Genomic DNA, 21,635 nt, shown 5'->3' with positions numbered 1-21,635 from the left:
CGGGGACCGAAGTTTTCGATGAAGGAAGAACCGAATGGCCAACTTTATCGCCCGAAGACTGGGCCTTGCTGTTCTGGTGATGCTGACGATCTCCTTCCTCAGTTTCATCATGCTCAAAATGTCCGGCGACCTCGCCATCTCCATGGCGGGGGAGGGAAGCGGTGCCGACTATGTCGAGTTTCTCCGCAAGACCTATGGCTGGGACAAGCCGCTGGTGGTTCAGTACTGGAACTGGCTTCTCAATGCATTGAGCGGGGATATCGGCACATCCTTCTATTACGGGAGCCCCGTCACCACGCTGATCGCGGAGCGCATGCCCGCCACGCTGGCACTCGGTGCGATGGCGATTGTCATGGCGCTGGTCGTTGCAATTCCACTCGGTATGTCGGCCGGCCGCCATCAGGGCAAGTTCGTAGACAGGATCGCCTTGTTCATCGCGCTTCTTGGCGTCTCGACGCCCATCTTCTGGCTGAGCTTCGTTCTGATCCTCTGGCTGGGTCTGCAGTGGGCGATCCTGCCGATTTCCGGCGGCGGTTCAGTCCGGCATCTGCTTATGCCCGCCATGGCGCTCGCTTTCTATTCCATGCCGGCCATCATCCGCATTTCCCGCGCCGGCATGATCGACGTCATGCGGTCCGACTATATCCGCACCGCGCGCGCCAAGGGACTGCGTCCCCGGCAGATCTATCTCCGTCACGCGCTGCGCAATACGCTGGTGCCGGTGGTCGCGGTAGCGTCGGTGCAGTTCGGCTTCTTGCTCGGTGGGTCTGTCGTGGTCGAAAACATCTTCGCCGTCCACGGCATCGGCTACCTCACCTGGGAAGCCATCAACCAGAACGACTATCCCGTCGTGCAGGCAGCCTTGCTCACCGTGTCCGCCGCCTATGTCGTCCTCACGCTCCTCGCCGACGTCGTCAACGTGATGATCGATCCCCGTATCAGATTGAATTGAAGCCATGACCACGGAACTTGCAGAACACACTAAGGCCGCCCGCCTCTGGTCGCGGCCCCGACTGCCTGTCGGACGGCTGGGCCTTCTTACAGGCGCCGTCGTCATCGGCCTTATCTTCCTGGTTGCCGTATCGGCGCCCTGGATCGCGCCGCACTCGCCCTACGAACAGTCGCTGACGGATCGCCTGATACCGCCAGTCTTCATGGAGAACGGTAGCTGGAACCATGTGCTTGGGACCGACCATCTCGGCCGTGACTATCTCAGCCGGCTGATCTATGGCGCCCGCCTGTCCCTGCTGGTCGGCTTCGGTACGATCCTGATCTCGGCAATCGTCGGCATCGGTCTCGGCCTGCTGGGTGGCTATTTCGGCGGCCGCACCGACATGGCGGTGATGTTCATCCTCACGGTACGCCTCAGCCTGCCGATTATGCTGGCGGCGATCTCGCTCGTCGGCCTGCTCGGTAATTCGCTTCCGCTGATGATGCTGATCCTTGCCTGTTTCCTCTGGGATCAATTCCTGGTCGTAACGCGCTCGCTCACCATGCGCCTGCGTGACGCGGAATTCGTTCTCGCGGCCAAGTCGGCAGGCCTGTCCGATCTCCGCATCATGACATCGGAAATCCTGCCCAATCTGGTCAGTCCGCTCGTTGTCGTAGCAACGCTCGAAATGGCTCACGCCATCCTGCTGGAAGCGGCGCTTTCCTTCCTCGGCCTTGGCATCCGCCCCCCGGATACGTCCTGGGGCTTGATGATCGCCGAAGCCAAGGACTTCGTCTTCTTCGAATCATGGCTCGTCAACATTCCGGGCCTCGCCATCTTCGTGCTCGTCGTCGGGATCACCCTGCTCGGCGAAGGACTGCGTGTCCTGCTCGCGCCCGATTCATCCCAATCATAAAACGATAATGGAAGCTGGGAACATGACCTCGGACATCCATCGACTGTCCATTCGCGAGATGGGCGCTCGCCTGCGAGACGGCTCTTTGAGCGCGTCGGTAATCCTCGACCATTACCTGCACCGCATCGAGCGGCTCAACCCCGTGCTCAACGCGATCATCCATCTGGATGCGGAGGGCGCGCGCAAAGCGGCCGTGCAAGCCGATGAGCGGTTTGCCGCGAAGGCGCCGCTGAGCCTGCTCGATGGAGTTCCCGTGGCAGTCAAGGACAATATTCTGGTCGCCGGCATGCCCTGCGTGTGGGGGAGCAGGCTTTTTGCCGACTTTGTCGCCGATCATGACGAACTGCCCGTGCGTCTGTTGCGGGAAGCCGGCGCAGTGATCGTCGGCAAGACCAATGTGCCGGAATTTACCCTGCGCGGCTTCACCGGAAACCCAGTCTTCGGCGTGACGGGCAATCCCTGGGATCTCGAACTGACACCCGGCGGGTCGAGCGGCGGCTCGGTCTCGGCAGTCGCCGCCGGCCTTGTGCCCTATTCGCTCGGCACGGACGGCGGCGGGTCGATCCGCAGGCCGGCGGGTTATACGGGGATCGTTGGTCTCAAGACGACGATCTCGCGCATTCCGCGCGCCAACGGCCTGCCACCATTGCTCGCCGATTGCGAGGTGATCGGCCCGCTAGCCCGCTCGATCGACGACACCCGCCTCGTTTTGAGCGTGCTGGCCCGCCCGCATTCCGACGACCAGCACTCCCTGGGCTTCCCGCCGATCGCAGAGGAGGCGGCTCCGGTCCGACCGCTCAACATCCTTTTCGTCGAACGTTTCGGCGATGCACCTGTCGATGTGGAGATCGCCGCCATCTGCCGGGAGGCTGCCGGGTCTTTAAAGGCCTTGGGCCATTCCGTTTCCTTCGGCCCGCTGCCGCTTGATCTTTCCGCCATCTCGGCCAACTGGCAGATTCTGGCGAATGCCGGCCTGGCCAAGCTTGCCGCTGACATGCCGAGATATTTCGATCTCGTGACCCCGCCTTTCGCCGAGCAGGCCCGCGCCGGCGACAGGCTGAAGGTCCCAGATTACCTCGCCTTCCTCGAGACGATCGCAACCTTCCGTGTCGAGGCTGCGCAGCTCTTCCGCGATGTCGACGTTGTCATTACGCCCACATCGGCGGCTAACCCCTGGCCAAAATCGACGCAGTTTCCGCCGATCATCGACAGCCGGGATGCAGGCCCCCGCGGGCATGCGATCTTCACAAACTGGGTGAATGCCTGCGGTCATCCCGGACTGTCTGTCCCCGCCGGCTGGAATGCTGCGGGGCTGCCGGTTGGCATGCAGATCGTTGGTGCTTTCGGGGCGGACGATCTGCTGCTCGATCTCGCCGCCCAGTATGAAGGCGCCGCGCCCTGGGCCGATCGCTGGCCGGCCATGGCAGGGTAAGCACGATGGTCACAATCCTGAAGCCTGTAGGCTGGCGCTCCACGCGCCGGCTGGTGGAAACCCTTGCCTGTGGCGCTGCGGGCGGCGCCCTTCTCGAATCCGGCGGCTTTCCCGCGGGGTGGCTCTGCGGATCCATGGCCGCGGTGATGATTGCGGTCTTGTGCCGCCGTGATTTGAAAGTTCCCGAACGTCTGCGCGGAGTAGCCTTCGTATTTCTCGGTGCTTCAATGGGCAGCAGCTTGACGCCTGACACGTTCGCTAAGATTCAAACTTGGCCTGTCAGCATCACACTTCTTATGCTTTCGGTGATTGCCACCATGGTGGTCGGCACGCAATATCTGATGCGTCGCCATTGCTGGGATATTGTATCGGCACGGCTTAGTTCCGTACCGGGCGCCCTGTCTGCCGTCCTCGCCATCGCAGCCGACTCCAGAGGCGATCTGGGCAAGATCACCGTCAGCCAGGGGCTGCGACAGGTCGTGCTGGTCTGCATGGTGCCGGTCATGCTGTATTTCAGTCCGGAACTTGCGCCGGTGACGAAGGCGGCCGTGGCCTCCCTGCTAGATCTCGTGTTGATGACGGGTGCGGGCATCGCCGGTGCAGCCCTTTGCACGCTGGTGCGCATTCCTGGCGCCCTGCTTGTCGGTGCGCTGCTGGGTAGTGGCCTCGTGCATGCCATGGGTTTGGTCAGCGGCACCATGCCACCAATCGTGCTCATCATTGCCTATGTCGTTGCCGGGTCATCGATCGGCACGCGGCTGCGCGGCATGTCATTAAGTGCGCTCAAAGCGATCTGTATTCCAGCAATAGGCAGCATCTTCGCAGCGATCATCATCGCCGCCTTGTTCGCCGCGCTGACGGCCAGCCTGACGGGCCTGCCCTTCGTCGAGGTCTGGCTTGCCTTCGCGCCGGGCGGCGTGGAATCCATGACGATCCTCGCCTTTGTCCTCAATCTCGACCCGAGTTTCGTCAGCTCACACCACATCATCCGGTTGATCGCGCTGATGCTTCTCAGCCCTCTGTGGACGATGGGTCTACAGAAGCCCTCCGCCTAGGACATCCGGTAACGGGGCCGGCCGCGGCCCGAACCTGACAAAGCCATGACAAAGGAACGACCATGACTGGACTCCTCTGGAAACTGTCGGCGACTGAACTGGCCACGGCCTATCGCCAGGAAAAGACCAAGCCATCCACGGTGCTGGCCGATATTCTTGAACGGATCGCTATCGTCGATCCGCAGCTCAACGTTTTTGCTCTGCTCGACGCGGCAGGCGCGCGAAAGTCTGCTGCCGAAAGCGATTTGCGGTTCGCCGAAGGACGGCCGCTTGGCCCCTTCGACGGCATCCCAGTTACGATCAAGGACAACATCGAAGTTGAGGGGCTGCGATGCGCCTGGGGCAGCAAGCTCTATCTCGACCGGATCTCCCCGACCGACGAATTGCCGGTGGCGCGCCTGCGCGCGCAAGGGGCCGTTATCCTCGGAAAAACCAACGTGTCGGAGTTCACGCTTGGACGCGGCAACGTCAACACGCTCGCTTTCGGCACCACCCGCAATCCCTGGAACCCGGCGAAGACGAGCGGGGCATCGACCGGCGGCGGCTCGGCGGGTGTCGCGGCGGGTCTCGGCCCGGTGGCCTTCGGCACCGATGGCGGGGGCTCCATTCGCCGTCCGTCCTCCTACAACAATCTGGTCGGTCTCAAGCCTTCAACCGGGCGTGTGGCGCGCACCGATGGCCTGCCAGCGATCCTGCACGATTTCGAGGTGATAGGGCCGATCGCCCGCACGGTCGACGATCTCGCCATGGCGCTTTCGGCAATCGAAGGACCCGACGCTCGCGATCGTCTTTCCTTCGGCTTCACATCCGGCGCCTTCGAAGCGGTCGAAACGGGACTGAAGGTCCTGTACGTGCCTCATTTCGGCTCGTGGGACGTGGAGGAGCCGATTGCGCGATCCTGCGCCAGGGCGGCCCAACAGCTTGCTGCTATCGGCTTCTCGGTGGAAGAAGGCGAAACACCCTTCGACCTCGACCTGTTTGAGACCTATTGGCCATTGATCGGCGGTTCCGGCCTCGCCTGGCTGCTGAGGGATACGGACTGGCAGGGCCGTATCGGCGATGCCTATCCGCCGATGATCGAAAAAGGCAAATCTGCGTCTGCAACCGATTATGTGGCGGCGCTGGATGCTGCCCGACGTATCTATCTGCAATTGATGGAAAAATTCGACAGCTACGATCTCATCATGACGCCATCGGCGGGAGGGATGCCGTGGAAGGCGGAAGACCACGGGCCGGCCTACCACAGGGTCTTTACCGGTTTCGTCAATGCGGCAGGCCTGCCGGCAATTAGCATTCCCTGCGATCCTTCAGAGGACGGCATGCCGATCGGCTTCCAGCTGATTGCGCCGTTTGGTCGCGACTGGCAGTTGGTGTCGATTGCGAAGCTGTTCGAAGAGACCTATCCGTGGGCACAACGCTGGCCCGTGATCTAATCTCGGGCGCACCGATTATCGGTGCTCAGATTGCTCGAAGGGCTAAGTGTCGAATGAAATTGGTGTCCGGAAGGAGGGGCTTGGACGGTACCGTTGATGTCGCAGCATACATAAGGATCGTTCTCACCTTTTTTCTAGCGCCGAGTTGGTGGCAAAACGCGCCGGTGTCTCCCGTGCGGGCTGGTCTATAGCCCGGTGACGGAGGAGATATTCACCGCTGAGAAGGGGCGAGGGGCCTTCCTCAACGGTCGGCAGCTCGCCATGCGAGACAACCCCGACATAGGGCCGATGGTGGTTGGCACGGGTCTCCCGACGCCGAACCTCACCAATTACGAGGGCGCCTATGCCTGGCTGGACCAGATCCGCGCGCCGATCGGTGCCGTCCGGGTCCTTGGCAGTACCGCCAGTTGCTGCGCTTACGTCGCCTGCGGGCGCTTCACCGGCTATTTCGAGCAGACAGGCTTGGTCGATAGAGCGGCAGGCGTCCTGCTCGTCGAGGAGGCTGGCGGCATCGTCACAGACTGGTGGGACGTGGGCCAACCAATTTCGAAAAGTCCAGCTTGCTGATCGTCGCCAACCCATCGACGCATGCCTTTCTCTTGGGTCATCTGGGCGAGGTTGAAAGACAGGGAGAGGGTGGCGAGCAGAAGGCCTGACAGCGGCTTACATCTCGCCTATGACGAAAATGGCTTCAAGGGCTCCGTTCCACAGCATCGTCGCGATTCTTACTTCCACAAAACCTTCCAGGCGCTACAACGACGCTTGTTGGCTCCTTTGACTGCTGACGACGCGAGGCGTTGTTCACAAACCCATCGCCTTTAGCTCCTGCAATGGCGGTATGGTCTCGAACATGTGTTGGTCGAGGCGGTCCCAGAGAATGCCGCATGTGGGCTTGTGCGGAGAGTTGATTTGGATGGTGCGTGTCGGCGTGAAGATTAGGTCGACAACAGTGTCATAGACGTCCGGCCTCAGTTGCTCGGAAAGAACCTGGCAGTCGTGAACCACGGCGGCGCAGGGCGTGTCGACTGATATGCGGCCGATTTGGTACAGCATGCCCCATTCCGCATCGAAGAAGCCATGGCCTTTGCCGAAACGCACGCCGTCCATATTAATGGCGCCGGTTCCCGTGACCATGTAGTCGATCACCGGAAGTTCGTCCCGGATTTCCGCCAGCGTCATCTGGCGTCCGATCCGTTCCATGCCGTCGAGAGTCGAGGCGTAGAGATGAAGGTCCGGTTTGATCCTGGTCGGATCGAGAAGCCAAAACCCACGCTTGATCGAGTATGTCGTCATCAGGATCGTCTTGCCGTCCTGCAACGCTTTCAGCCGAAGCCGGTCGAGGCAATTGTCGGGCGTGATGAAAATAATCTCGGCATTAAAATAAGCCTCGTGAGCGGTCAGTCTTGCGACAGCCTCTTCACCACCATCGAAATCAGCGATGAACTCGCCGAAGTCGAAATGAAAGCGGCTGTCTGCGACTGCGACCTTGCGCAATTCGGCCCAGACGCGCTCGCGGACGGAGGTCTTGTGGTCCGCTATTTCGGCGAGGGTAGTCATGCAAACTCCTTCAAGCATTTAATTGGCCGGACGCATCCCGCGGCGCGGAAGGACCTGTTGTTCGATGATGACGATGAGCTGATAGAAGAAGACGGAGACTAGGACGGAGACAAGCGCCACCGACCAGATCATTCCGTAATCGAGATAGCCGCGCGACTGGTTGAGCAGATTGCCGAGCCCTGTCCCCGTTGCCAGCCATTCGGCGATCATGACCCCCAGCAATGCGCGCGGCACAGCGAGGCGGATCGCGGCAAAGACATAAGGCAGCGAGGCGGGAATCGAGACGAGGCGGAGCTGCGTGATGGGCCCGGCGCCATAAGCGCGGACGACGTCGAGCGCGCCACGCGAAACCATGCCAAGCCCTTGGGCGAGGGTCACGAAGGCCGGGAAGAAGGTCACGGACACGGTGATCCAGACAATGACGGCCGGGCCGCGGCCAAGCATGAGAACCAAGAGCGGCGTCAGCGCGACCAGTGGCATGGTCTGCGTGACCAAAGCCACCGGCATGAACGAGCGAACGATGCTGGGGCGCACGACCGAGGCGAGCGCGAGGGCGAAGGCGGCGGCAAGGCCAGCGATCATGCCGATTAGCGTCATTGGCAGAGTTTCGAAAAGCGCGGCAGCGAGCTTCGCTTGAGCAGAAGCAGAGGCAGGTCCGAGGAAGAGATAGTCGAAGACGCCGGCGGGTGTCTTGGCGATCATATCGGGCGTGCCCAACGCTTTCAGCGCCAACCACCAGACGAGGAAAGGCAGGACGATCGCGGAAACCGTCACTGCAACTGAGAACGGACGAAGGCGCTGGGAAGTCGGCGGGCTCGGGGGTGTGGCGGCGATGGTGACGGCACGTGTCGAATGCGTCAGCCGACGCTCCGTCCAGGAAAACAGGGCGTAGGCCAGAAGCGCCAGGGCAGTTGCCGCAAGGCCGATGCCCCAGAGGCGGGTGGGTTCGGCACGGCCGAGCGAGCCGATGAGATAGGCGCCAAGGCCAACCCGTCCTCCGCCGCCGAATTCCGCCAGGATAGAGCCGAGCACGGCGGCAGGTGCTGCCACGCGCAGGCCAGCGAGGATCGCAGGAAAGGCTGAGCGCAACTCCACCAGCCGCAGCGTTGCCCACCGCCCGCCGCCATAGGCCCGGACAACATCCACCATGCGTCGATCGGTTTGTTCAATCCCGGTGATGGTGGCACTCATGGTGATGAAATAGCAGCCCAACGCAGCGAGAACGATCCGTGGCGTCATGCCCGAAAAGGTGAGAACCAGGATCGGTGACACTGCGATGGGCGGGAGGGCGAAAAGCGCGACGTTTACGCCGCGAGCCAAGCGGGCGGAGAGCGGCGAGACCGCGAAGAGGATGCCGGCGAGAATGGCGATGGCATTGCCGCAGACGAAGCCGAGCGCCGCCCCTTCAGACGTCGCCATCAGATGTGGCGGATAGTCGGCGCGATCCGTGATCAGTCGGAGGAGGATGGCGCTCGGAGCCGGCAATGCGCCATCTGCAATGAGGTGAAAGTGCCCAATAAACTCCCAAACGAGAAGCAGGATCGCCAGATTCCGGAAACCGTTGAGCATGTGAATGGTTTGGCGGCCAACCGACTCAGGAACCATTGAGCGCCTCCGCTACCTGGGCTTCGAGTGCGTGGAAGGCGGGTGTGGCGAAGATCTCTGCGCGCCGTGGGCGCGCAAAGGGGACCGGGATGATGCTTGCGATCCGGCCGGGTCGACTGTGCATCACGACAACACGGTCGGCTAGAAAGATCGCTTCGTCGATTCCATGCGTGACGAGCAGCGTGGTCGCGCGGCTTTCCATCCAGATCCGCTGGAGCTCCAGATTCATCTGGCGCCGGAGAATCTGGTCCAGAGCCCCGAAGGGCTCGTCGAGGAACAAGACTTTGGGATCTGTGACCAAGGCGCGCGCAATCGCAACGCGTTGGCGCATCCCGCCTGACAATTCTCCCGGCAGCGCCTTCTCAAAACCCGTGAGACCAACGAGGGCGATAAGCTCGGCAATTTTTTCCGCATGATCGGCGCGACGGCGCGACAGCACATCAAGGGGGAGGGCGATATTGTCCTCGACGCTGCGCCAAGGCATCAAGGCCGCATCCTGAAAGGCAACACCCGTCAGCCCGGCTCGCGCCGCCTGCTGCGGTGTAAGCCCGGCAACCGTGATGGTGCCGGATGTCACGATGTCGAGACCAAGAGCCAGTCGAAGAAGGGTGGATTTACCGCAGCCGGAAGGGCCAATCAGCGCGGTCAACGAGCCGGCGGGTGCGTTGAGAGAGACATGATCGAGCGCATGGACGATCGTCTCGCGCAATTGGAAGCTGCGCGAGACGTCGCTAATCAGGATGCCGCTTGGCTCGGTCATTAGATCTCTTCGAGCAGCGTCGTGTCGAAGGATGAACGGTTAGCCTTGATGCCGACAGCCGCGAGCGCTTCAATGTTGGCGGCGATCGCCTCTTCAGTCATCGAGAAGATGCCGTTCGAACTTTCGATCAACGGTTTCTGTGCCGTGTTAAAGAACACCTCGTTCTCGATCGAACGGCCGGTGCCTTTGAACCAACTCTCGGCGAAGGTCTTTGGATAGAACGTAGGATCAGCCAGGTTCTCCTCCCAGCCCTTTCGGCTTGCTTTCAGGAAAGCGACGATTTCCTTGCGTTTCGCCTTCAGAACGTCTTCGGTTACGACGACCGTATCGTTGAAAATGGTGAAGCCAAAATCGTAGAGAAGGAAGGATGTCGCCTCTTCGCCCGCCTGCTTGATGGTGAAGGGCACATTTGTCGTAAAGTCGAGCGAAGCGTCGATCTCCCCTTTGATCAGCGGCGTAGGGTCGTAGGCATAGGGGACGATATTGACCTGGCCGCGGTCGACACCGGAAATCTTCAGCATTGCTTCGACCGAGATGACGTTGACTGGTGGGACGGCCAGCGTCTTGCCGACCAAGTCCTTGGGCTCGCGGATAGGGTTCTTGGCCAGCGAGACGATGCCGATCGGGTTCTTCTGGTACTGTGCTCCGATGATCTTGAACGGCGCGCCCTGTTCCGCGATCGCTTTCAAAGTCGTGTCGGGTGTTGTGAGGGTGAGATCGGCCTTGCCGGCGATGATCGTGCTCTCTGGAATGACGTCGGGACCGCCGGACAGATAGGTAAGGTCAAGGCCTTCCTCTTTGTAATAGCCTTTGTCGGCGGCCACGAAGTAACCGGTGAACTCGGCATCGTTGATCCAGGAGGCCTGGAAGGCGAAGGGCGAGGCTGCTTGAGCAATGCGCCCGAGCAGCGGCATGGAAGAGGCCGCGCCCATCAAGCCTAGGAAGCGACGGCGGTCGAGGGTTAGATGCATATAAGCTGTTCCTTCTTTTTGTTGATTGCTGGGAGGTCAGGCGACGCCGCGCATTCGGGCGAGTTCGTTCAGCGGTGGCAGGCTGGCGATCTCTTCACGCGTTAAGCGCTCCCATCGGACACCACGGGGACGCCGCTTCTGACGCTCGATCGTGGCGAGCCGGCTCGGCGTCGCGATGTAATCGACCTGAATATCGGTCTCGCTCTGGTTTAGCTGTTCTTCAACGACCTGGACATCGTGGACGATCGCGGCGACCGGCGTCTGCTCGTGAACAAGGCCGATATCGGTAAACATGGCCCACTCGAGATCAAAGAACGTGTGCCCTTTTCCGAAACGGATACCGTCTCTGGTTACAGCGGAAGCGCCAGTCGCCAGCAGATCAAAACGGCCAATCTCTGAGAGATCGGCGAGATCGACCGGCCTTGCGAAATACTCCATGCCGTCAAGCCAAGCGGCGAAGGACGCGGCTTCCGGTGGCACGATGCCGGGTGCCATGTAGAGAAACCCGCGTTGCATGTTGTAAGTCGACATGACGAAACCCTTGCCCTCGACGATCAAGCGCCGACGAAGTTCGGTCATGGAATTGTCCGGTGTCACAAAGGCGAGGCGGCAGTCGCGAAAGGCCTTCAGGCGGGTGAGCCTGTCGGTTGCGACATCGGCACCGATAAAGTCGGGAATAAACTCGGAGAAGCTCAGGTGGAAGCGTGTATCCGGACGGGCAACGGCCTTGAGGCTGTCCCAGATTTTTTGCCGGATGACGCGGGGTTGAACCATCTTCGCCTCAGTTTCATAGTTTCATAATCCTGAAACAATGGTTTCATCATTGCAAGAGGGGTGCTAATCTTTTTATTCAGAGCGTCACAATGGGGAACTCATGGCATCGCGTCTCGTCTTGCGGATCCAGGAACGCTACGCACGGCTGACAGCCGGCGAGCAGAAGCTTGCGCAGCTCATTCTCGACCGCCAAGACGATATCCTCATCCATTCCGCGACCGAGATCGCGGAAATGGCGGGCGTTTCCAAAGCGACGGCGGCGCGCTTTTTCCAGCATCTCGGCTATGCGGACTTCAACGAGGTGAAGCTACAAGCGCGTGAAGAACGCAATCGCACCGAACCCTACGGCTATTCAGTAACGCAGTCGGAGGAGGTGGCGCTCGGGCGCACGATTGGCGCCCATCTTGAGCTGGAACTGAAGAACCTGACGAAGACCTTTGAGGAGATGCGCTCCGATACCGTCAGGCATGCAGCCGAATTGATCGGCGCTGCGCCGAAAGTCTGGGTTCTGGGGCTCGGGACAGAGGAGGGGGTGGCGCGCTATGCGCGGCTGATCCTATCGCGACTGAGGCATAGTGTGATGATCCTCGGCATCAATCATGGCTCGTGGGCGGAGGATCTTGCAATGACGGGGCCTAAGGATGTTCTGCTTGTCGTAACACTTCCGCCGCACCAGCCGATTCTTAAACCCATTCTCGGTCATGCGGCAACCAGTCGGCTCAGTGTCATCACCATCACCGACCGGACATCGATGCTGGAGGCGCAGCGCTATTCCCATGTGGTTTTGCCCTGCCATGTTGCGAGCTTCGCGCTCGGCCCCTCGCATACCACAGTGCTCAGCACGGTGCGGCTCCTCGCTCTAACTTATGCAGCTCATGCGGGGCGCTCGGCGCAGCAGCGGGCGGAAATCATTGCTGCAATCGAGGAAGAGCTTGGCGACTTGGAGTCGTGAACTGCTCCGGGTTTGCCCGAGCCTCAAACTTCTTAAAAAGGGAGGCTGACATGAGCGCGACAGCGAACAAGTCTTGACCCGAAGTCCGCGAACGTTCCATGCGGATGGTGCTGGATCACGAGGCAGAACACCGATCACGATGAGCGGCCGTTTCATCTCTCGCGGGCAAGATCGGTTGCTGGCTAGCCACGCTCCCTCAGCGAAAGTGCTGCACCGGTCCGGTTTGATGGGTCCGCAAGGCGTTCAAGTGGGCGGCCTGGACCCGCCAGAGCGGCAATAATTTCCGCTTCTAGACCCCGACTTTGCAGTGCCGTCGCGATGATACGTACGGCAGCTTTTTGTCGTCACTGCACACGTTCAGACGCAGATATTTTCGAGCGCAGCAATTGCAATCTTGAATTGCGGAAGGGCGAGAATGAGGCCGCCGAGCCTGTTGTGGTCACGACAGGCTCGGCTCGCAATTCCATCCCTTATGACTGAAGCTCCTCATCACTCGAGCCATCTCTGATAATCTCGCCGATCTCGCCCAGATAGGCCGATGGAGAGAGATCCAGGTGCACGTCGCCTAGCTCGACGCGGTGCAGGGAATGCCGCATCGTTTTAAGGAATGGCGTCCCCTGCGTCGCTGTTTCCTGGGCGGCCTCGTAGAGAAGATGATGGGCCTTGTGGCGTCCGATCATGGGAGATAGCTGCATCATGGCTGCTTCAGACATGATCAGCCCTTGCGTAAGTTCGAGATTTCGAGCCATCGCCGCCTCATTCACCTGGAGACCGCCGAGCACGCGTTCTGCGGCTTCGGCGATAGATACAGCAAGGATCGCCATCTCGCTGACGACAATGTCAGACACGTTCGTGGCGGACGAATCGCCTTCGTCCATGCGCACCATGCTTGACAGAATTAGCGGCATTCGCGCTTCGAGAAGGCGGCAAAGGCTAATCAGAACAAGGGCTGTGGAAGGGTTGCGCTTCTGGGCCATCGTTGAACTGCCGACCTTACCCATGTGGAAGGCTTCTTCCACCTCGCCTATCTCCGTCCTCTGCATGAAGACAATGTCGCCGGCGATCTTTTGAAGCGTGCCGGCCAGGACGGAAAAGCCGCCTAGATAGTCTGCCACCCGATCAAAGGACGAGCGCACAGGTAGCTTTGCGGGCGCAAGGCCGAGCAGCCGGGCGGCGGCTTCCTCCACGGCCCGACCCTTGCCGCCCATGGCCGCAAAGGTGCCGATGGCGCCGCCGAAATAAGCCAAGAAAGCCCCATCAGTCCTGGCCGCAAGGCGCTCCCGGCCACGCCGCAGTTCCGCATGCCAAGCGGCCGCTTTGAAACCGAATGTCATCGGCAGGGCGTGCTGACCATGGGTGCGACCGGCCTGCAGCGTTGCCTTGTGCTGCTGCGCAAGCCGGCCGACATGATCCTCGCACCGCTGCAGAACGTCGGTCAGATGCGCGTGGGTCTGCTTCAACTGAAGAGCAATTGCTGTGTCGAAGATGTTCTGGGTCGTGGCACCCCAGTGCACGTATCCGGCCGTTGGCTCGCCGCAGCGTTCTTCCAGTTGTTTTAGCACGGGCACGAAGGGGTGTTGCGCGAAGGCGATCTCGCGACTGAGACGTTCGTGATCGAAACCTTCAGCGCGGCAGCATCTCGCGATCCGGTCCGCGGCGTCCTGCGGGATCATCTTGAGCTCTGCCTGGGCGCGTGCCAGCGCCGCTTCCACATCCAGCCATGCCTGCAGGGTCGCATCGTCCGACCAGATGCGGATCGCGGTCGGGCTAAACCAGTGCCGGGTGATGAAGGACGTGAACATGCCGATGGTCATGCGGTTACCTCAGTCAATCTGTGAACGCAAAAAGCCGCGGCGCCACCAATATCGGGGCGCCACAGTACCAATGATTTATTCCGAAACGATCTTTGCGCGGTCGATGACACCCTTGTAGGTAGCTGCCTGTTGCCCGACGAAAGTCTTGAAAGCAGCAGAAGCGAGCGGCGCTGCAGTGAAGCCCACATCGGCATAGCGCTTCTGCACGGCCGGCGTGGCTAGGGCTTCCGCAATCGCCTTATCCAGCGCAGCCACAAAGTCCGGCTTTGAACTTGCCTTGGCAAACACGCCCTGCCACAGCGGCAGTGACAGGCCGTTCAGCCCCGGTAATTCGGACAGCGTCGGCACATCCGGAAGCTGCGCGGCACGCTCGGGTCCCGAAACGGCCAGCACCCGGATCTTGCCTTCCTTGGCAAGCGGCAGGGCCGTGGATAGTGTAAGAACCGCGGAATCCAGAACGCCAGCCAGGAGGTCATTGGTCACCTGCGCGCCGCCGCGATAAGGCGCATGCAGCATTTTGACCCCTGCACGCTGGGCAATGATCTCGCCCAGCAAATGCTGTGCGGAGCCTATTCCGGGAGAACCGTAGCTGACGCTTTCCGGCGCTGCTTTGGCGGCGGCGATAAGCGCTGCCATGTCCCTTCGCTCGGACTCGGCCGGCACGACCATCGCCATAGAAGTCGTGGTTGTTCGGCCAATTGCGATCGTATCCGTTTCCCAGTTGACCTTGACCTTGGCGTTAGTCATTGGCACGGCGACCGTGTCGAAGCCGCCGTAGTAGATCGTATTGCCATCGGCTGCTCCGTTGACCAGCTTCCCGAGCGCGATCATGCCGCTGGCGCCGGTCGCGTTTTCGACGATGACCGTGCGGCCGATACGGCTGGAGATCTCGGGGGCAATGATACGCGCGGCCAGGTCCGCGCTGCCGCCGGCGGAATAGCCGACTAGCAATGTCAGCGGAGCATCCGACTGAGCCAGAGCGACCGGCGCGGCAACCGGAGCTGTGACCGCAAGCGCAAGAGCCAGGCCCGCCAGTGCATTTCCAATCCTGTAAAACATGTAAAATCCTCCTCAATCTGATACATATTGTATCTGTACAGCCTCGTGTTGGCTTCGCTTATCGATTATGACTGACTAGCGATTGGAGCAATGTGTTTTTCTCTTCAACGCCAAAATACATTCTTGATGATACAATTTGTATTGTGATAGGGGGCCGGCATGGAGAAGATTGGGAAGCTGCAAGACTATCTGAAGTCGCTGGCCGAGACGGCGCAGCCGGGAGATCGGTTGCCGACAGTTCGTGGCCTCATGCGCGATTTCAAGATATCGCAGCCGGGGGTTCAGCGTGCGCTGCAGGCGCTGAAGGAGGAAGGGCTCGTTGATGCGCAGGTCGGGCGCGGCACTTTTTTCGTCGGAAGCGGCGCCAACTCTTCTGCAGCAGGCGCGCGCATCCTGCCACAAAAGGGGCGCAGCGTCATTCTGCTGCGCCGGCCAAGCGCCACGCAGCGGGCCCGTTTCGTTATGGATCGGCTACAAGCGATGGTGGCAGATGGCGGCGATATAACGCTCGAAGTCGCCTATTCCAATGCCGATCATGCCCGCCGCGTGCTGCAGTCGCTGCCGCGTTTTGATGCCTGCGTCATACAGAATTCGTTCGAGCAGATGCCCGTCGAGATGCTGGCGGCGCTCCGCCGCAAGTCGGACAATGTCATCGTTGATGGCGCATGGCTGGTCGGCACGGATGTTGATGCCGTGGGCTTCGAATGGGGCAGACCGGTCGAACGGGCGGTCCGCCTGCTGTTGAGAGGCGGGCATCAGCATATCCACTACATCACGACGGCGAACTCCTTTCTTGCCAATGAACTCGGCCTGCATCGATACCGGCAGATTCAAGAGGAGGCCTCCCCCGCCACGCTGCTGCACGAGCCCGACCTGCTGCCTTCCCTGCCATCGCGCGAGTTCGAATTAGCCGTGCTGGAGCGGCTGGCTGCCATTTCCCGCGAACCCGGAGGCAAGCAGCGGGGCGCGCTCGTCTGGGGCATCGAGAGTGGCCAGCGACTTCGAGCAGGTCTGCATGCCCGCGGCATTCGAGTGCCGGAGGATATCTCGATCGTCCTTCTGGGCCGCAGCGACGTCGAGGCTGAGCGGGAAGGCTTCTTCCACCTGATCGGCTATAGCGCCCAGGAACAGGCCGAGGCGCTTTATGCGCGGCTGAAAAGCCGGTGGAGAGATCCGCAAGCACCCTACGGACTTTCATTAATCACCATGCACGAAATCGAGGGGCACTCGGTGCTTCTGGCGGCATCTAGCGCCACGGAAGGCCCGTCGAGCCAGGCCAAGAATAAACCGGGAGGATAGTATGATACTGAAAATAAGATCGGCGAAAGAGTTTGGCAGTGCGCTGCTTTATGGAGCACTAGGCATCGCCGGTTTAGTCGTTGCAACCGATTATAGTTTCGGCACGGCCGGCCGCATGGGACCCGGATATTTTCCAAGGGTCATTTCCGGTCTGCTAATCCTGGTCGCTCTCGTATCGCTGCTGCGCAGCCTGCAACGGGATGGGGACCCGATAGGCCCGATCAACTGGAGGGGGCTGCTGCTGGTCACGGCATCGGTGTGCTTGTTCGGCCTAGTGCTGACAGGAGCAGGGTTGGCGGTGGCGCTGACCGGGCTTCTTTTGGTGTCCGCCCTAGCAAGCGATCATTTTGCCCTTTCGGTTCGTTCTCTCGCCGCTCTGGTGGCGCTTGTCGCTGTTTGCACGCTGGTCTTCGTCAAGGGACTGGGGGTACCCATGCCGCTCATCGGAAGCTGGCTTTCACCTCTGTTCGCCTCCTGAGGACCGTCCAATGGATATGCTGTCTAATCTCTGGATGGGGCTCACGGTTGCCTCGTCGATCATAAATCTCGGCTATTGCCTGCTTGGCGTTTTTCTTGGTACGGCGATCGGCGTGCTGCCGGGCCTTGGCCCGGTTGCAACCATTGCCATGCTTTTGCCGCTGACCTTCGGCCTGCCGCCGGAAACGGCACTCATCATGCTGGCGGGCATTTATTACGGCGCCCAGTATGGAGGCTCCACAACCGCTATCCTTGTCAATTTGCCTGGTGAGCCGTCTTCCGTGGTGACCGCGCTCGACGGCCATCAGATGGCCCGTCAGGGCCAGGCGGGACGAGCCCTATCGACTGCCGCCATCGGCTCGTTTATTGCCGGAACGATCTCGACGCTGCTGATCGCGCTCTTTGCACCTGCCCTGGCGGTGGTGGCGCTGCAGTTCGGGCCAGCAGAATACTTCGCGCTCATGGTACTTGGCCTCATCGCCTCCGTCGTCATGGCGTCTGGCTCGCTGCTGCAGGCCTTCGGTATGATCTTAACCGGATTGCTGCTCGGCATGGTCGGCACGGACGTCAACTCTGCCGTTCCGCGTTTCACCTTCGATGTACCCATGCTCTCCGATGGTATCAATTTCGTCGTCCTTGCCATGGGCATCTTCGGACTAGGCGAGATTGTCGCCAATCTGGAGGCGGAAGGGGAGCGCACGCTGCTTACCCGCAAGGTAACCGGCCTCATGCCAACGCGCGAGGACTGGCGCCGAATCATCGGCCCGATCGCCCGCGGCACGGCGCTGGGTTCGGTGCTCGGCATCCTGCCCGGTGGTGGAGCAGCACTTGCTTCCTTCGGCTCCTATTCGCTGGAGAAACGCCTTTCAAAGGAGCCGCAGCGTTTCGGCAAGGGTGCAATTGAAGGGGTGGCAGGGCCGGAAGCGGCCAACAACGCCGGTGCGCAAACGTCGTTCATCCCGATGTTGACACTCGGCCTGCCATCGAATTCGGTAATGGCCTTGATGATCGGCGCCATGCTCATCCAGGGCATACAGCCGGGACCGTCGGTGATGACGGAACAGCCGGCGCTATTCTGGGGACTGATCGCTTCGATGTGGATCGGCAATCTGATGCTGCTCGTGCTCAACCTGCCGCTGATCGGCCTGTGGGTGCGCATGATCGCCATTCCCTACCACTTCCTGTTCCCCACCATCATCGCTCTGTGTGCCATCGGCGTCTTCAGCGTCAACAACAGCCTGTTTGATGTGTATGCCATGGCGCTGTTTGGCGTAGTCGGCTACCTCTTCCGCAAACTGGACGTCGAGCCGGCGCCCATGCTGCTCGCCTTCATCCTCGGGCCCATGATGGAGGAATTCCTGCGCCGGACGCTTCTCTTCTCAAAGGGTGACCCGAGCGTCCTCTTTACCCGGCCGCTGAGCGCGGGCCTCCTCTTGATTGCGGCAATCATGCTGCTTGTGGTTGTTCTGCCGTCGGTCAGGAAGAAGCGGGAGGAAGCGTTTCAAGAGGGGTGATGGAGAAAGAAACAAGCGGTGACGCCGGGAGATCCTCCGGAATACATTTGCATGACTACGCGCAGGTTCCGCGACACGGCTCGTCCTTCTGCCGCGGACAGCACCCAATCCTAGCTTAAACGGGATGTCCGCTTCATCGGTTCAACAGATCGAAGCGGACAGCCCGCTCATGGCCCCGTTGCAGTCATTGATCGCGGGTCCCCAGCCGATTTTGCGAGACCAGTTTTAGCACGACGGATGGCCCGATAAAAGGACCTCAGAATTCGTTAACTTGTTGAGAAGACACCGCTTTTATCGGTAAGGAACACCGGCCAGATTTACGCCAGAGAGAGACCCGAAATGGACTGCCTGGAGAACCTGGATTCTCACATGATTTCAATAGCTTAGCTGAATAGCCTTGAAATTCCCTCTGTTTTCCCATCGCGAGCGACCATGGACGCCACCGTTGTGCCCTGGCTTTGGGCATCAATCAATATGGGGCGCGGAACGGAAGTAATTTCCGCTTTCCAGGCCAGTTGGCCATACGACGGGTCACCGCACGCATGACCGCTTCGCGCCAATTGCGGAAAGCCCTCGAAGCGTTCATGTCAGTCCGCTCCCGCCTCCTTCGCGGACATTCGAGGCGTCTTCAACAAGGTTGGAAAGCGGACGTTGGACATCCTCACGCGGATGCCCTACCGTTCCAAATTTATAAAACTAGGGTTGGGGGCAGCACTTCGTCGCAGAGTTGGACGAGCCGCACGTTTAGAGCGTCGGACAGATCGGCCACCGACGTGTGTGCTTCTGCTCCGCGTTAACAATGTACTACGGACATAATCAGATCATGATTCACAGATTACATTTTGAGCGCGGCCGGATATATTCCAACTACGCATGCCTCGCGGACGAGATGCATAATAGGAACGCCTTTGGCCCAATTGAGCATTTCGTTCGGAAAAGCTTCAGGCGGCGTATCGAGCTTCTCGCAGCTCTTAATCGTTTCCTTGACGATCTCGCCGCGACGGGCGGCTGCGACGAGGAACACGAGCGCGTCGCGCTTCAATCCTACGACTTCCTTCTTCGGAAATGGTCGGAATTTATGGATCTGTATCAGGAGAAGCAGGTAGGGACGGCCATCGAGAACTGGAATGTTCACCAAGAGTCGGTGTCAGCATACGTTTCTAAGGCGAAGAAAGCTCGCGACGGTTGGGCTGAGATCAGCAACCTGCTCAAGCACAACGATCGATTCCTAAATCCACTACAGGCTGTTCCTGACCGGTCCAATCTCGTCGTGCGAGGCTATTGCATCATGGAGACTTCTAATGGCGTCGATCGGTACGATGCTGCGGTCCACAGCAAGGGACGAGGACGTCAGGGTTTCAAGCACGAAGCTTTCTCTTACCATCAAGATGTACACGCGCTCATGACGGCGGCGCTGCGAACGGACATCGCGTTCGGCAGACTGCTCCATACGATCGGAAGATTGGATCCGGAGGAGGGCTTTCGACCTTTCTTTGACGCAAAACCGTTTGAGCGCATATCCTCGTTGCCTAGAGTGGTCTTTCCTTGGGAGACGGCGAGATCAGAAGGCATTTCAATCGAAGCCGACACACTGACGATCGGGCAGATGGACTTCACGCGGCCGTCAGTCGCCTGGAATGTGACCGTGTTCCACACGGTGGGTGCTAACAGATCGCACGAGTTCGCAAGAACGTGAGCGCGGCGAACGCGTATGGGACGAAGTTAAGAGTTCGCATCGGCCCCTCTCACTGACGTTCGTCAACAAACACGCGAAGCCGCCAACCTGTCAACGGCGGAGTAGAAACCGGCCATGCGGCGGCGCAAAAGTCGGCCGCTGTGGCGCGCGGATGAGACCCCGGGAGGGCGTAGCCCGAGCGGTGGTCTCATCCGCGCGTTGCGATTTTTTTGAGGGGTTTCAGCCGGCCTTTCGGGCGCGGCTTTGGGCGAGGCGATAGCTGTCGCCGTTCATCTCAAGGATGGTGACGTGGTGGGTGATGCGATCCAGCAGCGCGCCGTTCAGGCACTCTGCCCCTAAGAGTTTCCGTCCATTCGTCAAACGGAAGATTGCTGATGATGAGGGTCGCGCCTCGCTCGTATCGTTGCGACATCAGTCAAGGGCGAACGGAGGACGCCAGATGTTCTCGCGAATCCGCCTGCCGAAGCGCGCGTCTGGTCATCGGGATTGAGTAGCGATCGTATGCCGTCATTTCCTCCATTGGTAAGCTTATAGGACGGTGAAAAATCTCATTCTCAAGGAATTGAAGTTCAGGCTCGACTTCCTTCATTCCCAGATCGATCCACCACGATTTGGGTCCGAATTCTGGGGAAGCATTCCAGCGGTATCCGCGTTGCCGCAGTAATTCACGAGCGTCGTAAGGCGCATCTATTGCGAAGATCCTCCAACATGGCTTTCGGGCTGTCTCCAAAAGCATCTCGAGTACGCGGCGACCCGAACATGGAACCTTCTGGGCCAAGAGACCTACGCCAGCCTCACAGTCATCCAAGGCGCGGTGAGCATCGAAAAATACCCCAAACGCTGCCAACAATTCGCCCAGGCGTCGGCCTTCGAATCCCTCGCTTTTCCAATCGACATCCGACATAGTGCATGCCCAAGGTTTGGCAATGAACGCGGGCGAAATTCGCTCGGCGATTGGACGGTCGAACGCAGCGTTGTGTGCGATGATGATAGCGGCATCTTCGACAAAATTCGCAACGGTGGCGGGATCGATGTGATGTCCAGAGACCATTTCATCGTTGATGCCAGTGATCTTCGTAATGTTGGGAGGGATGGGAGCCGACGGCTGATTGACTTGCTGAAAAGGAGGGTGAATGGCCACGATTGCTCCATCGAGACGATACTCGAAGGGTAAGATCGCCAATTCAATCGGCTCGCATGTCAAAGGATCGAGACCGGTGCATTCGATGTCGAGAAACATGCCGAGCCGCGTCGGACTGCTGTCACGGTCAGCCAAGCATGCAGCGAGATCCAGCCGGCGGAGCACCCGGTACCGTCCGGATGCTTCGAGCTGGCGAGCGGCCGCCTCCAGTAGCTCCTCGGAGGCAGTATCTCCAATTACACTGCTCAC

Annotated in this window: 19 protein-coding genes and 1 pseudogene; 11 read left to right on the top strand and 9 right to left on the bottom strand. The window is 60.1% G+C overall.

The annotated features are described in order from the left end of the window. The first annotated feature begins 34 nt into the window (after positions 1–34). From U8330_RS14140 to U8330_RS14115, 6 genes are all read left to right on the top strand, one after another. The gene (locus tag U8330_RS14140) at positions 35–952 is read left to right on the top strand and encodes an ABC transporter permease (RefSeq protein WP_323105898.1); all 918 of its coding nucleotides are present in this window, start codon (positions 35–37) and stop codon (positions 950–952) included. A gap of 4 nt (positions 953–956) precedes the next feature. After that, positions 957–1,847: an ABC transporter permease gene (locus U8330_RS14135; protein ID WP_323105897.1), complete on the top strand. Its 891-nt coding sequence runs from the start codon at positions 957–959 to the stop codon at positions 1,845–1,847. A 22-nt stretch (positions 1,848–1,869) separates the two neighbouring features. Further along, complete coding sequence (locus tag U8330_RS14130) at positions 1,870–3,279, top strand: amidase (protein WP_323105896.1); 1,410 nt, start codon at positions 1,870–1,872, stop codon at positions 3,277–3,279. Positions 3,280–3,284: 5 nt separating this feature from the next. Further along, on the top strand, positions 3,285–4,334 hold the full coding sequence (locus U8330_RS14125) for an AbrB family transcriptional regulator (protein ID WP_323105895.1): 1,050 nt from the start codon (positions 3,285–3,287) through the stop codon (positions 4,332–4,334). 62 nt (positions 4,335–4,396) lie between these two features. Continuing rightward, on the top strand, positions 4,397–5,767 hold the full coding sequence (locus U8330_RS14120; RefSeq protein WP_323105894.1) for an amidase: 1,371 nt from the start codon (positions 4,397–4,399) through the stop codon (positions 5,765–5,767). 195 nt (positions 5,768–5,962) lie between these two features. Further along, positions 5,963–6,334, top strand: a complete 372-nt coding sequence (locus U8330_RS14115) for an inositol monophosphatase family protein (RefSeq protein ID WP_323105893.1) — start codon at positions 5,963–5,965, stop codon at positions 6,332–6,334. A 234-nt stretch (positions 6,335–6,568) separates the two neighbouring features. On the opposite strand, the gene U8330_RS14110 is transcribed toward U8330_RS14115, so the two are convergent. The 5 genes from U8330_RS14110 to U8330_RS14090 form a co-directional block, all read right to left on the bottom strand. After that, positions 6,569–7,324, bottom strand: a complete 756-nt coding sequence (locus U8330_RS14110) for a 5-formyltetrahydrofolate cyclo-ligase (protein WP_323105892.1) — start codon at positions 7,322–7,324, stop codon at positions 6,569–6,571. An 18-nt stretch (positions 7,325–7,342) separates the two neighbouring features. Beyond that, positions 7,343–8,893: an ABC transporter permease gene (locus U8330_RS14105; RefSeq protein ID WP_416236923.1), complete on the bottom strand. Its 1,551-nt coding sequence runs from the start codon at positions 8,891–8,893 to the stop codon at positions 7,343–7,345. A 25-nt stretch (positions 8,894–8,918) separates the two neighbouring features. Next, entirely contained in the window at positions 8,919–9,689 is a 771-nt protein-coding gene (locus tag U8330_RS14100; RefSeq protein ID WP_323105890.1) for an ABC transporter ATP-binding protein, read from the bottom strand. After that, positions 9,689–10,603: an ABC transporter substrate-binding protein gene (locus tag U8330_RS14095; RefSeq protein WP_323105889.1), complete on the bottom strand. Its 915-nt coding sequence runs from the start codon at positions 10,601–10,603 to the stop codon at positions 9,689–9,691. Before U8330_RS14095 ends, U8330_RS14100 begins: the two co-directional genes overlap by 1 nt. Positions 10,604–10,696: 93 nt before the next feature. After that, positions 10,697–11,434, bottom strand: coding sequence for a 5-formyltetrahydrofolate cyclo-ligase (locus U8330_RS14090; protein ID WP_323105888.1), 738 nt, complete (start codon positions 11,432–11,434; stop codon positions 10,697–10,699). A gap of 100 nt (positions 11,435–11,534) precedes the next feature. Here U8330_RS14090 and U8330_RS14085 point away from each other — a divergent pair, with 100 nt between their 5' ends. Further along, positions 11,535–12,386 carry a MurR/RpiR family transcriptional regulator gene (locus tag U8330_RS14085; protein ID WP_323105887.1) on the top strand — a complete coding sequence of 284 codons (852 nt, stop codon included), beginning with the start codon at positions 11,535–11,537 and terminating at the stop codon, positions 12,384–12,386. Positions 12,387–12,856: 470 nt separating this feature from the next. On the opposite strand, the gene U8330_RS14080 is transcribed toward U8330_RS14085, so the two are convergent. Further along, complete coding sequence (locus tag U8330_RS14080; protein ID WP_323105886.1) at positions 12,857–14,200, bottom strand: adenylosuccinate lyase family protein; 1,344 nt, start codon at positions 14,198–14,200, stop codon at positions 12,857–12,859. A 75-nt stretch (positions 14,201–14,275) separates the two neighbouring features. Then, positions 14,276–15,259, bottom strand: a complete 984-nt coding sequence (locus U8330_RS14075) for a tripartite tricarboxylate transporter substrate binding protein (RefSeq protein WP_323105885.1) — start codon at positions 15,257–15,259, stop codon at positions 14,276–14,278. Between the two features lie 159 nt (positions 15,260–15,418). Between U8330_RS14075 and U8330_RS14070 the strand changes: the two genes are divergently transcribed. From U8330_RS14070 to U8330_RS14055, 4 genes are all read left to right on the top strand, one after another. Then, positions 15,419–16,558, top strand: coding sequence for a GntR family transcriptional regulator (locus U8330_RS14070; RefSeq protein WP_323105884.1), 1,140 nt, complete (start codon positions 15,419–15,421; stop codon positions 16,556–16,558). 1 nt (position 16,559) lies between these two features. Next, a complete protein-coding gene (locus U8330_RS14065; RefSeq protein ID WP_323105883.1) occupies positions 16,560–17,036 on the top strand; it encodes a tripartite tricarboxylate transporter TctB family protein in 477 nt (158 codons plus the stop codon). A 10-nt stretch (positions 17,037–17,046) separates the two neighbouring features. Further along, positions 17,047–18,549 (top strand): tripartite tricarboxylate transporter permease, encoded by a 1,503-nt coding sequence (locus U8330_RS14060; RefSeq protein ID WP_323105882.1) that lies wholly within the window; start codon positions 17,047–17,049, stop codon positions 18,547–18,549. A gap of 823 nt (positions 18,550–19,372) precedes the next feature. Beyond that, the gene (locus tag U8330_RS14055) at positions 19,373–20,245 is read left to right on the top strand and encodes a hypothetical protein (RefSeq protein ID WP_323105881.1); all 873 of its coding nucleotides are present in this window, start codon (positions 19,373–19,375) and stop codon (positions 20,243–20,245) included. A 219-nt stretch (positions 20,246–20,464) separates the two neighbouring features. Here the strand turns inward: U8330_RS14055 and U8330_RS14050 are convergent. After that, positions 20,465–20,660: pseudogene (locus tag U8330_RS14050) on the bottom strand (ATP-binding protein); the annotation flags it as partial. Then, a complete protein-coding gene (locus tag U8330_RS14045; protein ID WP_323105880.1) occupies positions 20,661–21,635 on the bottom strand; it encodes a 3'-5' exonuclease in 975 nt (324 codons plus the stop codon).

The sequence above is a fragment of the Rhizobium sp. CC-YZS058 genome (assembly GCF_034720595.1).
Lineage (GTDB): Bacteria > Pseudomonadota > Alphaproteobacteria > Rhizobiales > Rhizobiaceae > Ferranicluibacter.
Note: the sequence above shows the minus strand (reverse complement) of the source record. Positions and strands in the feature narration are given on the sequence as shown.

What these genes read in the sequence shown, in the direction of transcription:
- U8330_RS14140 (WP_323105898.1), top strand. Translation starts at nt 35, where the DNA reads ATGGCCAACTTTATCGCCCGAAGACTGGGCCTTGCTGTTCTGGTGATG.
- U8330_RS14135 (WP_323105897.1), top strand. Translation starts at nt 957, where the DNA reads ATGACCACGGAACTTGCAGAACACACTAAGGCCGCCCGCCTCTGGTCG.
- U8330_RS14130 (WP_323105896.1), top strand. Translation starts at nt 1,870, where the DNA reads ATGACCTCGGACATCCATCGACTGTCCATTCGCGAGATGGGCGCTCGC.
- U8330_RS14125 (WP_323105895.1), top strand. Translation starts at nt 3,285, where the DNA reads ATGGTCACAATCCTGAAGCCTGTAGGCTGGCGCTCCACGCGCCGGCTG.
- U8330_RS14120 (WP_323105894.1), top strand. Translation starts at nt 4,397, where the DNA reads ATGACTGGACTCCTCTGGAAACTGTCGGCGACTGAACTGGCCACGGCC.
- U8330_RS14110 (WP_323105892.1), bottom strand. Translation starts at nt 7,324, where the DNA reads ATGACTACCCTCGCCGAAATAGCGGACCACAAGACCTCCGTCCGCGAG.
- U8330_RS14105 (WP_416236923.1), bottom strand. Translation starts at nt 8,893, where the DNA reads ATGCTCAACGGTTTCCGGAATCTGGCGATCCTGCTTCTCGTTTGGGAG.
- U8330_RS14100 (WP_323105890.1), bottom strand. Translation starts at nt 9,689, where the DNA reads ATGACCGAGCCAAGCGGCATCCTGATTAGCGACGTCTCGCGCAGCTTC.
- U8330_RS14095 (WP_323105889.1), bottom strand. Translation starts at nt 10,603, where the DNA reads ATGCCGCTGCTCGGGCGCATTGCTCAAGCAGCCTCGCCCTTCGCCTTC.
- U8330_RS14090 (WP_323105888.1), bottom strand. Translation starts at nt 11,434, where the DNA reads ATGGTTCAACCCCGCGTCATCCGGCAAAAAATCTGGGACAGCCTCAAG.
- U8330_RS14085 (WP_323105887.1), top strand. Translation starts at nt 11,535, where the DNA reads ATGGCATCGCGTCTCGTCTTGCGGATCCAGGAACGCTACGCACGGCTG.
- U8330_RS14080 (WP_323105886.1), bottom strand. Translation starts at nt 14,200, where the DNA reads ATGACCATCGGCATGTTCACGTCCTTCATCACCCGGCACTGGTTTAGC.
- U8330_RS14075 (WP_323105885.1), bottom strand. Translation starts at nt 15,259, where the DNA reads ATGTTTTACAGGATTGGAAATGCACTGGCGGGCCTGGCTCTTGCGCTT.
- U8330_RS14070 (WP_323105884.1), top strand. Translation starts at nt 15,419, where the DNA reads ATGGAGAAGATTGGGAAGCTGCAAGACTATCTGAAGTCGCTGGCCGAG.
- U8330_RS14065 (WP_323105883.1), top strand. Translation starts at nt 16,560, where the DNA reads ATGATACTGAAAATAAGATCGGCGAAAGAGTTTGGCAGTGCGCTGCTT.
- U8330_RS14060 (WP_323105882.1), top strand. Translation starts at nt 17,047, where the DNA reads ATGGATATGCTGTCTAATCTCTGGATGGGGCTCACGGTTGCCTCGTCG.
- U8330_RS14055 (WP_323105881.1), top strand. Translation starts at nt 19,373, where the DNA reads ATGATTCACAGATTACATTTTGAGCGCGGCCGGATATATTCCAACTAC.